Origin of the sequence: Thiohalomonas denitrificans (assembly GCF_900102855.1) — a bacterium.
Classification (GTDB): domain Bacteria; phylum Pseudomonadota; class Gammaproteobacteria; order Thiohalomonadales; family Thiohalomonadaceae; genus Thiohalomonas; species Thiohalomonas denitrificans.
On sequence record NZ_FMWD01000006.1, the window covers coordinates 1 to 13,914 of the forward strand.

The following is a 13,914-nucleotide window of genomic DNA, read 5'->3' on the forward strand; positions in this document are numbered from 1 at the left end:
CCATTCCCTGCGAAACGCGCCTTGCATCTGGCCGGCCAGCGACTCGCTGAAAGCACCGCCAAGCATGCAACAGTACACCGCCGCGTTTTCGCTGAAATTCAACAGCTTGCCGTAGATGAGTGCGGATGATACTGAATTGAGAGCCCTTGAGCGGTATGTGGATGAACTCATCCACTGTGTCGCGCGTCTCAGGGAAGAGAACCGATCGCTTCGTGAGAGCCAGGCGATGCTCAATACCGAACGGGCGCGCCTTATCGAAAAGACAGAGGAGGCCCGGGGCCGCGTCGAGGCGATGATCGCCCGACTCAAATCGATGGAGCAGAATTAATGCACGACCCGATCGAACAGAAGGTTGTGATCCTCGGCAAGGAGTTCCTCGTGGGATGTCCGCCCGAGGAAAAAGAGGCGCTGCATGAATCCGCGCGCCTGCTTGACCGCAAGATGCGCGAGATAAAGGATAGCGGCAAGGTGATCGGCAGCGAGCGCATCGCGGTCATGGCCGCCCTGAACATCGCCCATGAACTTATTGAAGAGCGCAGCATCGAAAACGGCTGCACTCGGGATCTCGGTGAGCGGCTGCGTGTGATGCAGGACAAGATTGAAACGGCCCTCGAAAGAGAGGACCGGCAGATGGAGCTGTAACAACAGAGATTTCAGCGATTCACGGAAGAGCTTGCACTCCTTTGGATTTTTGCGGAAGCTGCAAGGAGCCGGGAAAGCTCTGCGGTTAAATGATTCGTATCAGTTTGTTTTGGGTATCGCCTGGGGTGTGCGCTTTGCGCGTCGGTAATTCTTGAGCCGATAAGCACCACCCGGGACCTTATATACCAGCGCTGTGTGCATGTCCGTGCGTCGGAAAGCCTGATGTGCTGGTTGCTGGACCCACTTGAACCAAGGGTTCAAGGTAACGGCGCCGGCGGCACTCCGGGTGGTACCCTCCCTCCAACTCTCCCCGTGACAACACGCCACGTGAATCGATCCGAACGTAACCAGATCCGCCGGACCATGCGCCGGCAAAGACGCGCTCTATCGGAGCAGGAACGCCAGCGACGCTCGAATGCGCTGGTAATGCAACTGCTGCGCACACCACTGTTTCGGCGCAGTCGCCATATCGCGCTGTACATCAGTAATGATGGCGAGGTGGACCTGCACGCTCTGGCTGAACGCGCCTGCCGGATGGGGAAACGCTGTTATCTACCGGTATTGAGCCCGCTGTTTCACAACCGGCTGTGGTTCGCTCCGTACCGGCCGGGTTGCAGAATGACCCCGAACCGGTTCGGTATCCCCGAACCGGACGTGGCGTGCTCGGCCATGCGCAGGGTGTGGAGCCTGGACCTGGTGCTTGCGCCGCTGGTTGCTTTCGATGCAATGGGCAACCGGCTGGGGATGGGAGGCGGCTTTTATGATCGCACCTTCGCCTACCTCAATCAGCGCCATCGCTGGCACAAGCCCCGGATTCTGGGCACAGCTTTCGAGTTCCAGCGGGTGGGAGAACTACCCTGCGAGTCCTGGGATGTACCGATGAACGGCATCATCACCGAAACGCAATTCTACGAGACTGAAGAGAGGAGCTGAAGCGAAGCCCGTCAATACGACGTGGCCTCAGGTGCTTTTTCAGCGTTGCGCTTCGATTTGTGGCCGGGAATCGCCAATCATGCCCTGAGCGACGCTGGTGGCCAGTACGCCCGTTACGACCAATACCGCAAGAACGACCAAGATGTCGGGTTTTCGACGTCTCATTGCACCTCCGTATAACCACAAAAAAGGGGCAGAGTGTTAAAAAGCGACCTCCTGTATAGCCAACCGACTTCGGGTTGTCAATGCCCCTACAAGATTCATGGTAAGAATAACGCCCTCTAGATGTGGTAATACCGACCAATTCACAAAAAACCAAAGGGGAACGTATGCAGTACTGGCTGATGAAATCCGAACCCGAGACCTTCGGCATCGACGACCTCGCGGCCTGCCCGAAGGGTACCGACCACTGGGATGGTGTTCGCAACTATCAGGCCCGGAACATGATGCGCGATCAGATGCGGGCAGGCGACCGGGTGCTGTTTTACCACTCCAACACCAAAGTTCCGGGGATCGTCGGGATTGCCGAGGTGGTCCGCGAAGGTTATCCGGACCACACCGCCTTCGATCCCGATGCGAAATACTACGATCCCAAAAGCGATCCGGATAAGCCGCGCTGGTACATGGTCGACGTGAAGTTCGTCCGCAAACTCAAACGCACCATATCCCTCCAGGAGCTCAAGGAGGAGCATGCCGACGCACTGGAGGATTTGCCGCTCCTGCGCCGCGGCAATCGACTCTCGATCATGCCGGTCACCGCGCAGCAGTGGGAATACATTCTGGGCCTGGAAAGCTAACCACTGAGTACACCGAGTAATAATCCTCCGTGTCCTCAGTGGTTCTGTTGACCAACACCTTGATTCCTCTGCCGCGACATACTGCTATCAGCGCAGAAACAGTTCATAGACCGGGTCTTCGGTCTCTTCCCACCAGCGATAACCCAGCTGGTCGAGAAACCGGAGGAACGCCTCGTTGTCTTCGGGGGGCACCTGGATGCCCGCCAGCACCCGGCCATACGCCGCACCATGATTGCGGTAATGGAAGAGACTGATATTCCAGTGCTGTCCCATACTGTTCAGGAAGCGCATCAGAGCCGCCGGACGTTCCGGAAACTCGAAGCGCAGCAGTCTTTCGTCGGGTGCATCAGAACGGCCGCCGACCATGTAGCGGATATGCAGCTTCGCCATTTCGTTGTCCGACAGATCCACCACCGGAATATCGTGGCCGTGGAGCAGAGCGAGCAATGCTTCCCGATCCGCATCATCGCCGGAGCTCTGTACCCCGACAAAGACGTGCGCCTCCGAGGCATCGGCGTAGCGGTAGTTGAATTCGGTGATCTGCCGCTTGCCGAGCAGATCGCAGAACTGTCGGAAACTTCCGGGCCGTTCGCGGATGGTGGCGGCGAAGAGGACCTCGCGGCGCTCACCGATTTCGGCCCGTTCCGCGACGTGGCGCAGGCGGTCAAAATTGATATTGGCACCGCTGTCGATGGCGATCAGCTCGGCGCCCTGTATTTTTTCGCGGTTGACGTACTTCTTGAGGCCCGCCACGCCCAGGGCGCCCGCAGGCTCTGCAATGGAGCGGGTATCCTCGAAGATGTCCTTGATGGCAGCGCAGATTTCATCGCTGGAGACCAGAATGATTTCATCCACGAACTGACGGGCGATCCGAAACGGCTCCTCACCGGCCTGGCGAACCGCGACACCATCGGCAAAGATGCCGACCTGATCGAGGATGACCCGCTGATCCGCCTTCAGTGCCTCATACATGCAGGGGGCGTCATCCGGTTCGACGCCGATCACCTTGATGCCGGGTTTGAGTGCCTTCACGTAGGTGGCGATCCCCGAAATCAGTCCGCCACCGCCCACCGGGACGAAGATGGCATCGATATCCCCCGAGTGCTGGCGCAGGATCTCCATCGCGATCGTCCCCTGGCCGGCAATCACCTCGGGGTCGTCGTAGGGATGAACGAAGGTCATTCCCTCCTCTTCGACCATCTTCTGCGCGAACTCCGCCGCCTCGTTGTAGGCGTTACCGTGCAGTTCGATACGAGCCCCGAGGTTTCTGACGGCCGCCACCTTGATTTCGGGGGTGGTCTCCGGCATGACGATGAGCGCATCGATATCCAGTCTCCGGGCCGACAGTGCCACCCCCTGGGCATGGTTTCCCGCCGATGCGGCGACGACACCGCGGGCGCGCTGCTCAGCGGTGAGGTTCACCATCTTGTTGTAGGCGCCGCGCAGCTTGAACGAGAAGACCGGCTGCAAGTCCTCGCGCTTCAGCCATACTCTGTTATCGAAGCGCCGGGAGAGCGCCGGTGCGTGCTCGAGGGGTGTCTCGACGGCGACGTCGTAGACCCGGGCGGTGAGGATACGTTTCAGATAATCGATGGGCATGGATGCGTGGTCGCTGGGAAAGAGCTACAAGATACCGAAGCGGCAGGGCGACATAAAGGGAACCTCTAAAAATTTCATTTTTCGTCACTCCCGCGAAAGCGGGAGCCCAGTAAAGTCAAACGGCTGGATTCCCGCTTTCGCGGGAAAGACGAGTTTATAGAAGTGCCCTAAAGGAGCACAGACTCGGGAAGCGGAGAGATCCCTGTGGTATCAAGGCCTTTTGGCTACCGCCCGCTCCTGCGACAAATAGGCACCGGACCCCCCGCTCCCGATTTTTGATATCCTTACGAGGGCGCTTCCAATAAGCCGGCGCGATCTGCATTGTGCCCATAATCGTCGGGCCAAGGGGGACAGCAGGCCGCGAGCGCCAGATGCGCGGGAGGGCCTCGCCGCATACGGGCCTTCCCGGCCGTAATGGCGCCCTTTTTGCGCAGGCAGGTCGTCATCAGGCAACTGCACGTCGCTCACTGCGCCTTGCCACGAACCAAAACGGCGGCGATGAAGCCGGTGTTGGATGAACAGCAGTGGGCTATAGGCGATTTGCCACCCTCTACATCACGATTCGAAAAACAGGGCGAAGACCCAGAGGAAAGGTTTCCCATGACTCAGGACGAAATGAAAAAAGCGGTGGCCAAGGCCGCTCTGGAATATGTACAAGCCGATACCATTGTCGGCGTCGGTACCGGCTCTACAGCCAATCACTTTATCGATTACCTGGCCGGGATCAAGCACAAGATCAATGGCACCGTCGCCAGCTCCAAGGCGAGTGCCGACCGCCTGAAGAGCCACGGCATCGAGGTAATGGACCTCAATATGGTCGATGAGATCGCGGTCTACGTCGACGGCGCCGATGAAACCAACCGCTACGGCCAACTGGTCAAGGGCGGCGGCGGTGCTCTGACCCGGGAAAAGATCGTTGCCGCGGCATCACGGCAGTTCGTCTGCATCGTCGATGAGAGCAAGGTGGTGGACGTGCTCGGCACATTCCCTTTGCCGATCGAAGTAATCCCCATGGCCCGCAGCCTTGTGGCGCGTCAGGTGGTCAAAATGGGTGGTGAGCCGGTCTACCGGGAGGGCTTCGTCACCGACAACGGCAACATCATCCTCGATGTGCACGGCCTGCAAATCATGGAACCGGCCAAGCTCGAGCAGGAGCTGAACAACATCGTCGGCGTCGTCACCAATGGTCTGTTCGCACGCGACCCTGCCGACGTCGTACTGATGGGCACACCCGACGGCGTCAAGAAGCTGGATTGATTGACGGTTCAAACCACAGAGGGCACAGAGGGCACAGAGGAACCAGCAAAACAGATCTATGTTGCCTTTGAAGGCAAACCTCTGTGTTCTCTGTGGTTAATCACTTAGCCCCATGTCCCGATTTCTGATTATTCTCGGCATTGCCCTGGTCGTCATCGGCCTGGCCCTGCCATGGCTGCAAAAAATCGGTCTGGGACGACTGCCGGGAGATATTGTTATCGAGCGGGAGAATTTCCGCTTCTATTTTCCCGTGACCACATCAATCCTGGTCAGCCTCATCCTCTCTCTGCTGTTCTGGCTGTTCCGGAGATAGGGCGCGCACTATTTTCCGCATGGATCACAGGATGGAAGCGTGGCGGCGGCCGGGTTCGCCGCAACCGGTGGTTCACTGCGTGAGGTTTTGAACAGGGTGCGAATGCGGGCCGCGTTGCCGATGACGAGCAGGGAGCTGATCGGCATCGCAATGGCGGCCACCAGCGGTGTGATGAATGCGGCCATCGCCAGCGGCACCATGATCGCGTTGTAGGTCATCGACAGGCCGATATTCTGGCGAATGGTACGCAGGGTTCGGCGCGAGAGCATGGTCGCCAGCCGTACCTTTTCCAGTTCATCACTCATCAGGACGATGTCGGCACACTCGATGGAGACGTCGGTCCCGGAGCCCACGGCGATGCCCACGTCGGCGCGGATCAGTGCCGGGGCATCGTTGACCCCGTCCCCCACCATGGCGACACACTCCCCCCGGGCCTGGAGTTCACCGATTACCCGATCCTTGTCGCGCGGCAGCACCTCGGCCATGACCCCCATGCCGCCGAGCTGTCCGGCAGTGGCTTCGGCGACCCGCCGCCGGTCTCCCGTAAGCAGCGTCATGCGAATTCCTGCCGCCCGCAGACTCGCAACCAGCGCCGCGGCGTCCGAGCGCAGACGGTCCGCCACCGCGATGATGCCCACTTCACGTCCCCGGAACGCCATGTGCACACAGGTAATCCCCGCCTTCTCCAGCTCACGGACGCGCTCATCCAGCGCCTCGACAGCGGTGATGCTGTGCCTGTCGAGCCAGACCCGGGTACCGATGATCACCGGCCGTCCCGCCACCCGGGCGGCGACGCCGAGGCCCGGTTCACTCTCGAAATCAGTTACATCCAGGGAGCGCCATTCGATCTTCCGTTCTTCGGCCTCGTCGACCACCGCGCGGGCGATGGTGTGCTCGGAGTAGCGCTCTACCGATGCCGCCATGCCCAGCAGTTCCTGCTCCCCGATTCCGTGGGCGGCGACCTCGTGGAGCTGCATGCGCCCTTCGGTGAGGGTTCCGGTCTTGTCGAATACGACGTGCGACACCCGTGAGAGCGTCTCCAGTACGGCACCATTCTTGATCAGAATGCCGTGGCGGGCGCCCTGCCCTGACGCGACCGCAATCGACATGGGGGTGGCCATCCCGAACGCGCACGGACAGGTGATAATGAGCACCGCGGTTGCTGCCGTGAGTGCCACCTCGAAGTCTTCACCCAGCCAGTAGGCGAAGGTCAACGAGGCGAGTACCAGAGTGGTCAGAACGAACCAGGGAACGATTCGGTCCGCCAGTCGCTGTATCGGCGCACGGGAGGCCTGGGCCTGTTCGACCATGGTAATGATGCGTCCCAGGGCGGTGTTGCCCAGGGTACCCTCAACCCGGACGGTGAGTGCACTGTGGACGTTGATGGTTCCCGCCGAGACCGGATCTCCGGGGTGCTTGCCAACCGGTTCGGCCTCCCCGGAGAGCATCGACTCGTCCACCTGGCTGCGACCCTCGACCACCCGGCCATCCACCGGAACCTTGTTCCCCGCCCGCACCAGAACGGTATCGCCCGGTTTCACCGCGCGGATGGGCATGATCTGTTCATCGCCATCGCTGAGGAGAGTGGCCACCCTGGGCTGCAGGTCCATCAACCGCTGGGTGGCGGCAACGGCGTGGCGCTTGGACATCGCCTCAAGGTAGCGCCCGATGAGGATGACGAACATGAAGTTCACCACCGTATCGAAGTAGACCTCTCCTCCGGTAGTGCCGCTCACGGTCACATAGACCGAGTAGGCCCAGGTGGTGCTGGCGCCGAGGGCGATAGGGAAGTCCATGGTGAGGTGCAGGTTGCGAAGGCCCGTCCAGGCTCCCCGGAAAAAGGGCCATCCCGAGTAGAACAGTGTGGGTGTGGCAAGGCCGAAGCCAACCCAGTGAAAGAGGCCGCGGAATTCGCCCTGGTCCGCCCCCGAGTAGAGAGCAATCGAGATCCACATCAGGTTCATTACGGCGAAGGCGGCGAATGCCAGGCGAAACAGCATGCTCCGGTTCTGCTTTTTCAGTGCGCCTTCGGCCGCCTCGGGGTCGAAAGGCACGGCTGCATAACCAATCTGCCCCAGTCGGCCGATGATCTCCGAGAGCCGGACCCGGGTGTTGTCCCAACGCACCAGCAGCCGCTTGCCGGACAGATTGACGCTGGCCGCCAGCACGCCCTGCATCCGCCCCAGAGTGCGCTCAATCAACCATACGCAGGCGGCACAATGGATGCCTTCCACCAGGAGATGGATTTCACGCTGCTCACCCAGCTCCCTGACGTACTCGGCCTGCACATCGTCCAGGTCGTACATTGCCGCATCTTCAGGAGGTTCGGGCGGTGGGGCCAGTAGACTCCCTTCCGGTGTTCGCTGATAAAAACCCTCCAGCCCGGCCTCGTAGATCGCCTCGCACACCGCCTTGCAACCGATACAGCAGAAATGGCGATGCTCCCCGTCGATATCCGACCCGTGACGCTCGCCCGGCGGGACCGGCAGGCCGCAGTGAAAGCAGGATGTGGAGGTTTCGGATGCGGGCATGGGTGTTAGCTGGCTATCTCTCTTGATGAACTTGCCCCTGCTCATTACGAGCACCGCTCGCCGCTAGGCCTCGAACCAACGGCGAACTTCACTTCTGTCATTACGAGGAGCCCCAGCGACGAAGTAATCTCTAAACTCCCACCCCGAGATTGCCGCGTCGCTGGGGCTCCTCGCAATGACAGGTTACCGGTTTGTCACTAATTCGGGGCCGAGGTGGCGGGTGGGCCTCGTGACGAGCGGCCGCTGGGAAGATCCGGTTAAGCGCTGACATCACGGAGAACGCCAACACCTGAGTCGCGCGCATTCTCCGTGTCGAGGACCTCAGGAGGCTTCGGCCGAAATACGCCGGGTGATATCCCAGCTGTCTTCTCCCCGGCTCACGTGCACCCTCAGGTCCCATATGCCCTTCAGGGGCAGCGCCAGATAGCCGTCGTACCGGCCGGCCGCGGCCTCTTTCAGGGCGACATCGAAATCGGCGCTCGCATCCGATGGGCGATAGGCGGTCAATCGCACGTCGGCACCACGGATCGGCTGCCCCTGCTTGTCGAGCAGGTTCAGCCGATAGACATCGGGTCTCCCCGCTACGCTTTTCTTCGGCAGGTCCAACTCCAGGTCCCATCCAAGGGCAGTGCGCGCAGCCTGGCGCTTGCGATACTGCTGCTCCATCGCCTGACCGCTATCGTAAAAGTCCCTGTCGACCAGGCCGGGATTGGTTATGACGGCCAGGCTGACCATACCGATGTTGACGCCCAGCACGATCACCAGCAACGAGATCCAGCCAATCACCCAGGGGTTACGCCATCCCTGTTTGTTCGACTGTGAAAAAAGACGCTTTGCTTCGACACTCATGTCGGTGTTTCCCCTATTGCCGCGGGCCTACGAACATACTTTTGTACTCAGCGCTTGCCCCTTCATCCTCAACCGACTGAATCTCGAAGATGACGGGCTGCATCTCGGCGTCCAACTGCCGGCGCGGTACTCGCACAAATACGGTAAAGCTGGTGACTTCCCCCGCCTGGGCCGTAAGCGGCTGCTCCGGTGTCCTCAGTACCAGTCCATCAGGACCATTTGCGGTGAGCCGGACCGGATGGTCGACATCCGATTTGTTGAGAATCTTCAGGTCGTACTTGTTCTGAATGGAACCGTCACTCTGCAGTACGAACAGTGGTGAACGCTCGTGAACCACCGAGAGCCCAAACGTACCGAGATGCGTCACACCGTAAACAATTCCCACTGCGGCCACCGTGATGATGGCGAGGTAGACCAACACGCGTGGACGCTGCAACAGCTTCGGGACCGGTTTACCTTCGAGTTCATCCCAGGAGGCGTAGCGGATCAGCCCCTTGGGCTTGTTGATTTTCTCCATCACGGAATCACAGGCATCGATGCACAGGGCGCAGGTGATGCAGCCTTCGTGCTGGCCCTCGCGAATATCGATGCCGGTGGGGCAGACCGCGACGCACTGGTTGCAGTCGATGCAGTCACCCTGCCCTTCCGCCACACTGCCTTTTTTCAGCTTTCCCCGCGGTTCGCCGCGGTGATGATCGTACGCGGGCAGAATCGTCTCGGTGTCGTACATTACCCCCTGGATGCGGGCGTACGGACAGAGCCAGAAGCAGACCTGCTCACGCATGAATCCGGCAAAGAGATAGGTCCCACCGGTAAACAGTCCCAGCACAATCCAGGCTGCTTTTGACGCACTCAGTGTGAGGTAGTCCGCCCACAGCGCGTAGGCGTCGGTGAACCAGGCAGCGAAGGAGACGCCGGTGAGCATGGCGATCGCCAACCAGGCTACGTGCTTGGGCACTTTGACGCGGAGCTTCGCGAAGCTCATGGGTGCCCGGTCAAGCTTGCGCCGCTTGTGCGGAGCACCCTCGAGCTTCCCCTCAATCCAGGTATAGACGTCGGTCCAGACCGTCTGGAAACAGAAGTAGCCACAGAATACCCGCCCGGCAACGGACGTTATCACCGCCAGCAGAATGGCAAAGAACAGCAGCGTCAGGGACAGCATCCAGATGTCCTGAGGCATGATGGTGATATCGAATATGTAGAACTTCCGATCCGGGATATCGAACAGGATCGCCTGACGGCCGTCATAGCGAAGATAAGGGCCGAGGAAAAAGAGCAGCCATGCGGAAGCCGTCAACCACTTCAGCTTGCGAAACCGCCCGGACATGCGCTTGGCATGAATGGTTTCGCCACCGGTGTTGACGTGCCATTTTTCAAGGTCGTCGTAGAGGTCCTGGACCCTTACGCTCTGTTCAACTACCTTGCCGCTCACGATACCCTCCCGTTTGCGTCGGCCGCCATCCGACTGACTGTGGATTAGACCTGCAAACTGCCTCACGGATTCCCGGGCGTATTAGCATGTCATAACTCGGCAAATGAGCAGTCCGCCCCCTGCAAGGTACGGTTTCTTCGTACCAGTGGCCCGCTGCTGTGCCCGCACGTCCGGAAAAGTGGCATGGATTCACCTGGAGCGGGTGAAGTGGTGCGGGCAGGAATGCCCGCACCCTGTAGAGCACCGGCTACTTGCCGCCACCGAATTGGTGGACATAGACCGCCAGCTTCTTGATTTCGGTTTCACTGAGGCGCTCCTGCCAGGAGGGCATCTCGGCATTACGGCTGCCCGGATCGTTGGCATCATTGACCCCGTGCAGGATGGTGTAGCGGACATCCTCGACACTGCCGTCACCGAAGCGCCAGATCTGGTCGGTCAAGTCAGGGGCGCCCAGGGCCGGATTGCCCTTGCCATCCGGTCCGTGACAGGCAAAACAGGTGCCCTTGCCGCTGTAAAGCGGCGAAGAGGTCGGATCCGTTGCGGCCACAGCGCGGGCCAACTCATCGACCTCCGCCTCGGTCAGGGCGGCGCCGCCCCTGGCAGGCATCATGCCCTGGCGGCCGGCACTGATCGACTGCACGATCTTGTCAATCTCGCCACCGTAGAGCCACTCGTCATCGGCGAGCACCGGATAGCCGGGGTTTCCGCCACCGCCGGAGCCGTGGCAGGCGGCACAGTTTTCACCAAACAGCACCTTGGCGGAACGCCGGACGTATTCGTTCAATTCATCATCGACCAGGATTGCCGCGGCCGACTTGCCGGGCAATTGACTTTCATACTTGCCTCGCACCTCGTTGATGGCAGCAAGGTCTCGCTTGTACTCGCCGATGGACGTCCATCCCAAAACGCCCTGAAAGGCGCCGCCGAACCAGGGCCATGACGGGTAGACGATGGTGTAGAGGAGCACCAGTATCCACGACGCATGCAGTCCGATCATCCACCACTTGGGCGGCGGATTGGTCGCCTCCGCGAGGTTTTCGTCCCACACGTGCCCCGTGGTGCCGGAACCGTAGGGGTTTTTTTGGTCGCTCATTTCTTATCCTCCGAATCGAAATCGTTCTCCAGCGGGATATGCCGTTGAGATTCGAACTTTTCCTTGTTCTTCGGGTGAAATACCCACACATAGAGCCCCACCATCAGGAGAAAAACGATGACGGTGATAATCAGGCCAATCCAGTCGTGAACCGTCAGAGAGGCCCAGTCGGTGTGGAAGTATTCCTCGAATTTACTCACGGTAATCCACGCCCTCTTCGAACTTCACGTGAGTTCCGAGAGACTGCAGGTAAGCGACCACCGCATCCATCTCGTTAGCCCCCTGCACCTCGGCAGCGGCGCTGCGGACGTCGCCCTCGGTGTAGGGCACGCCGACTCGTTGCATGGCGCGCATGGCCCTGGTGACGTGGGCAGCATCCACCCGGTTCTCCTCAAGCCACGGATAATTCGGCATCACCGACTCCGGCACCACCGAACGCGGCTTACGCAGGTGCCGTGTATGCCATTCGTCGGAGTACTTGCCACCCACACGGGCCAGGTCCGGCCCGGTGCGCTTGGAGCCCCACTGGAAGGGGTGGTCATACATGGACTCGGAGGCCAGCGAGTAGTGACCGTAACGCTCGTTCTCGTCACGGAACGGGCGGATCATCTGGGAATGGCAGGTGTAGCAGCCTTCCCGCAGATAGACGTCGCGACCGGCCAGTTCCAGCGGTTTGTAGGGGCGCACACCGTCACCCGGTTGCCAGTCGTTAAGGGTTGCGCCTTCCGGACGCTCCCAGACGATCTCGGGGTGCTTGTTGTGCTCCATGGTGTCTTTCAGGAAAAACAGCGGAACAATCTCGACGAGACCGCCCACCGAGAGCAGCACGATCAGAAAGATGAACATCAGGAAGACGTTCCGCTCGATCCGGTCCTGCAGCTTTGTCGAGTAAATTTTGTCAGCCATTGTCGATGTACTCCTGTCGCTTAGGCGGTGGCGGCGGCATTGGCGGCGGTAACCCGCTCGGCCGTGGCCTGGCGGATGGTCATCACCATGTTGTAAAGCATCACGGCACCGCCGGCCCAGTAGATCATTCCGCCGACAGCGCGCATGGCATAGTACGGATGCATGGCGGCGACGGACTCGGCGAACGTGTAGGTGAGGGTGCCGAACTCGTCGTAGTCACGCCACATCAGACCCTGCATGATGCCGGAGACCCACATGGCGGTGATGTAGACCACGGCCCCGATGGTGGCCAGCCAGAAGTGCAAGTTCACCAGTGCGGGAGAGTACATGCGGGTATTCCACAGCCTCTCGATCATGTGGTAGAGGGCGCCCGCAGCGACCATGGCGACCCAACCCAGGGCACCGGAGTGCACATGGCCGATGGTCCAGTCGGTGTAGTGAGAGAGGGCGTTGACGGTCTTGGCGGACATGACCGGGCCCTCGAAGGTAGACATCGCGTAGAAGGCCAGAGACATGATCAGGAAGCGCAGGATGTAGTCGTTGCGCAGTTTGTCCCAGGCACCCGAGAGGGTCATCATGCCGTTAATGGCACCACCCCAGGAGGGAATAATCATGGCCAGGGAGATGGCGGCACCGAGGGAGCCGGTCCAGTCCGGCAGTGCGGTGTAGTGGAGGTGATGTGCACCCAGCCAGACATAACCGAACATCAGCACCCAGAAGTGGAGCACGGAAAGGCGATAGGAGAACACCGGACGTCCCGCCTGCTTCGGCACGAAGTAGTACATGATACCGAGGAAGCCGGCGGTCAAATAGAAGCCGACCGCGTTATGACCCCACCACCACTGAATCATGGCGTCCTGCACGCCGGAGAAGACCGAATAAGACTGGGTCATGCTCACCGGAATGGCCATGGAGTTGACCACGTGCAAGTAGGTGATCATGACGATCATGCCCATGAAGAACCAGTTCGACACGTAGATGTGACTGGTCTTGCGTCTGGCCACGGTCATGAAGAAATTCAGGCCGTAGGCCAGCCAGACGACGGCGATCAGGATATCGATCGGCCACTCCAGCTCGGCGTACTCCTTGGCCTGGGTCATGCCCAGCGGCAGAGTGATGACGGCCAGGACGATAATCAGATTCCAGCCCCAGAAGGTGAACCACGCCAGGGCGTTACTGAACAGGGCAGTGCCGCCGGTACGCTGAACGGTATAGAAACCGGTAGCCATCAGGGCGCAGCCGCCAAAGGCGAAGACCACGGCATTGGTATGCAGCGGACGCAGGCGGCCAAACGAAAGCTCTGCGGTATCGAAATTGAGGAAGGGCCAGGCCAGCTCCGATGCCACGTACACACCCAACAGCGTGCCCACGACCAAGTAGACGACCGACATGATGGTGAACCACCTGACGACCTCGAAGTCATATTTCTGCTCTACTTGTGCTTCCACGAGTAGTCTCCTTTAGTTATCACCGAAACCGACAGGTGCCCTGAAGGCATCCCCCAACGGGATGGCGCTTCAGGGTTGTTGAGGCTCGTAGGCCCTGGGTATTTGGCCGCATTG

The 13,914-nt window shown here is 60.1% G+C and carries 15 protein-coding genes and 1 other RNA gene; 7 read left to right on the forward strand and 9 right to left on the reverse strand.

The features are described from left to right. The first annotated feature begins 115 nt into the window (after window positions 1-115). The 4 genes from BLP65_RS10090 (at window position 116) to BLP65_RS10105 (ending at window position 1,575) form a co-directional block, all read left to right on the forward strand. Window positions 116-328, forward strand: coding sequence for a TIGR02449 family protein (locus BLP65_RS10090; RefSeq protein ID WP_092996348.1), 213 nt, complete (start codon window positions 116-118; stop codon window positions 326-328). Further along, window positions 328-642 (forward strand): cell division protein ZapA, encoded by a 315-nt coding sequence (locus BLP65_RS10095; protein WP_092996351.1) that lies wholly within the window; start codon window positions 328-330, stop codon window positions 640-642. Before BLP65_RS10090 ends, BLP65_RS10095 begins: the two co-directional genes overlap by 1 nt. 114 nt (window positions 643-756) lie before the next feature. Further along, a non-coding RNA gene (ssrS, locus tag BLP65_RS10100) (6S RNA) lies at window positions 757-935 on the forward strand. 34 nt (window positions 936-969) lie between these two features. Further along, complete coding sequence (locus BLP65_RS10105; RefSeq protein ID WP_245688295.1) at window positions 970-1,575, forward strand: 5-formyltetrahydrofolate cyclo-ligase; 606 nt, start codon at window positions 970-972, stop codon at window positions 1,573-1,575. 39 nt (window positions 1,576-1,614) lie between these two features. Here the strand turns inward: BLP65_RS10105 and BLP65_RS17300 are convergent, their stop codons facing one another. Continuing rightward, complete coding sequence (locus tag BLP65_RS17300) at window positions 1,615-1,740, reverse strand: hypothetical protein (protein WP_281180201.1); 126 nt, start codon at window positions 1,738-1,740, stop codon at window positions 1,615-1,617. A 164-nt stretch (window positions 1,741-1,904) separates the two neighbouring features. Between BLP65_RS17300 and BLP65_RS10110 the strand changes: the two genes are divergently transcribed. Then, on the forward strand, window positions 1,905-2,372 hold the full coding sequence (locus BLP65_RS10110) for an EVE domain-containing protein (protein WP_092996357.1): 468 nt from the start codon (window positions 1,905-1,907) through the stop codon (window positions 2,370-2,372). An 87-nt stretch (window positions 2,373-2,459) separates the two neighbouring features. Here the strand turns inward: BLP65_RS10110 and ilvA are convergent, their stop codons facing one another. Then, window positions 2,460-3,971, reverse strand: coding sequence for a threonine ammonia-lyase, biosynthetic (gene ilvA / locus BLP65_RS10115; RefSeq protein ID WP_092996360.1), 1,512 nt, complete (start codon window positions 3,969-3,971; stop codon window positions 2,460-2,462). 600 nt (window positions 3,972-4,571) lie between these two features. Between ilvA and rpiA the strand changes: the two genes are divergently transcribed. Continuing rightward, window positions 4,572-5,228, forward strand: a complete 657-nt coding sequence (gene rpiA, locus BLP65_RS10120) for a ribose-5-phosphate isomerase RpiA (protein ID WP_092996363.1) — start codon at window positions 4,572-4,574, stop codon at window positions 5,226-5,228. A 112-nt stretch (window positions 5,229-5,340) separates the two neighbouring features. After that, window positions 5,341-5,541, forward strand: a complete 201-nt coding sequence (locus BLP65_RS10125; protein WP_092996366.1) for a DUF2905 domain-containing protein — start codon at window positions 5,341-5,343, stop codon at window positions 5,539-5,541. 8 nt (window positions 5,542-5,549) lie between these two features. Here BLP65_RS10125 and BLP65_RS10130 read toward each other — a convergent pair whose 3' ends face one another. The 7 genes from BLP65_RS10130 to ccoN all read right to left on the reverse strand — a co-directional run bounded on the left by BLP65_RS10130 (window position 5,550) and on the right by ccoN (window position 13,800). Continuing rightward, window positions 5,550-8,072 carry a heavy metal translocating P-type ATPase gene (locus BLP65_RS10130; protein ID WP_092996369.1) on the reverse strand — a complete coding sequence of 841 codons (2,523 nt, stop codon included), beginning with the start codon at window positions 8,070-8,072 and terminating at the stop codon, window positions 5,550-5,552. A 321-nt stretch (window positions 8,073-8,393) separates the two neighbouring features. Beyond that, window positions 8,394-8,921, reverse strand: a complete 528-nt coding sequence (locus BLP65_RS10135) for a FixH family protein (protein ID WP_092996373.1) — start codon at window positions 8,919-8,921, stop codon at window positions 8,394-8,396. Window positions 8,922-8,934: 13 nt separating this feature from the next. Beyond that, window positions 8,935-10,353 carry a cytochrome c oxidase accessory protein CcoG gene (gene ccoG / locus BLP65_RS10140; protein ID WP_245688297.1) on the reverse strand — a complete coding sequence of 473 codons (1,419 nt, stop codon included), beginning with the start codon at window positions 10,351-10,353 and terminating at the stop codon, window positions 8,935-8,937. Window positions 10,354-10,600: 247 nt separating this feature from the next. Next, the gene (gene ccoP, locus BLP65_RS10145; RefSeq protein WP_092996376.1) at window positions 10,601-11,446 is read right to left on the reverse strand and encodes a cytochrome-c oxidase, cbb3-type subunit III; all 846 of its coding nucleotides are present in this window, start codon (window positions 11,444-11,446) and stop codon (window positions 10,601-10,603) included. Further along, window positions 11,443-11,646, reverse strand: coding sequence for a cbb3-type cytochrome oxidase subunit 3 (locus BLP65_RS10150; protein ID WP_092996380.1), 204 nt, complete (start codon window positions 11,644-11,646; stop codon window positions 11,443-11,445). Before BLP65_RS10150 ends, ccoP begins: the two co-directional genes overlap by 4 nt. Next, window positions 11,639-12,352, reverse strand: coding sequence for a cytochrome-c oxidase, cbb3-type subunit II (gene ccoO, locus BLP65_RS10155; RefSeq protein WP_092996383.1), 714 nt, complete (start codon window positions 12,350-12,352; stop codon window positions 11,639-11,641). Before ccoO ends, BLP65_RS10150 begins: the two co-directional genes overlap by 8 nt. A 20-nt stretch (window positions 12,353-12,372) precedes the next feature. Continuing rightward, on the reverse strand, window positions 12,373-13,800 hold the full coding sequence (ccoN, locus tag BLP65_RS10160; RefSeq protein WP_092996386.1) for a cytochrome-c oxidase, cbb3-type subunit I: 1,428 nt from the start codon (window positions 13,798-13,800) through the stop codon (window positions 12,373-12,375). Window positions 13,801-13,914: the final 114 nt, after the last annotated feature.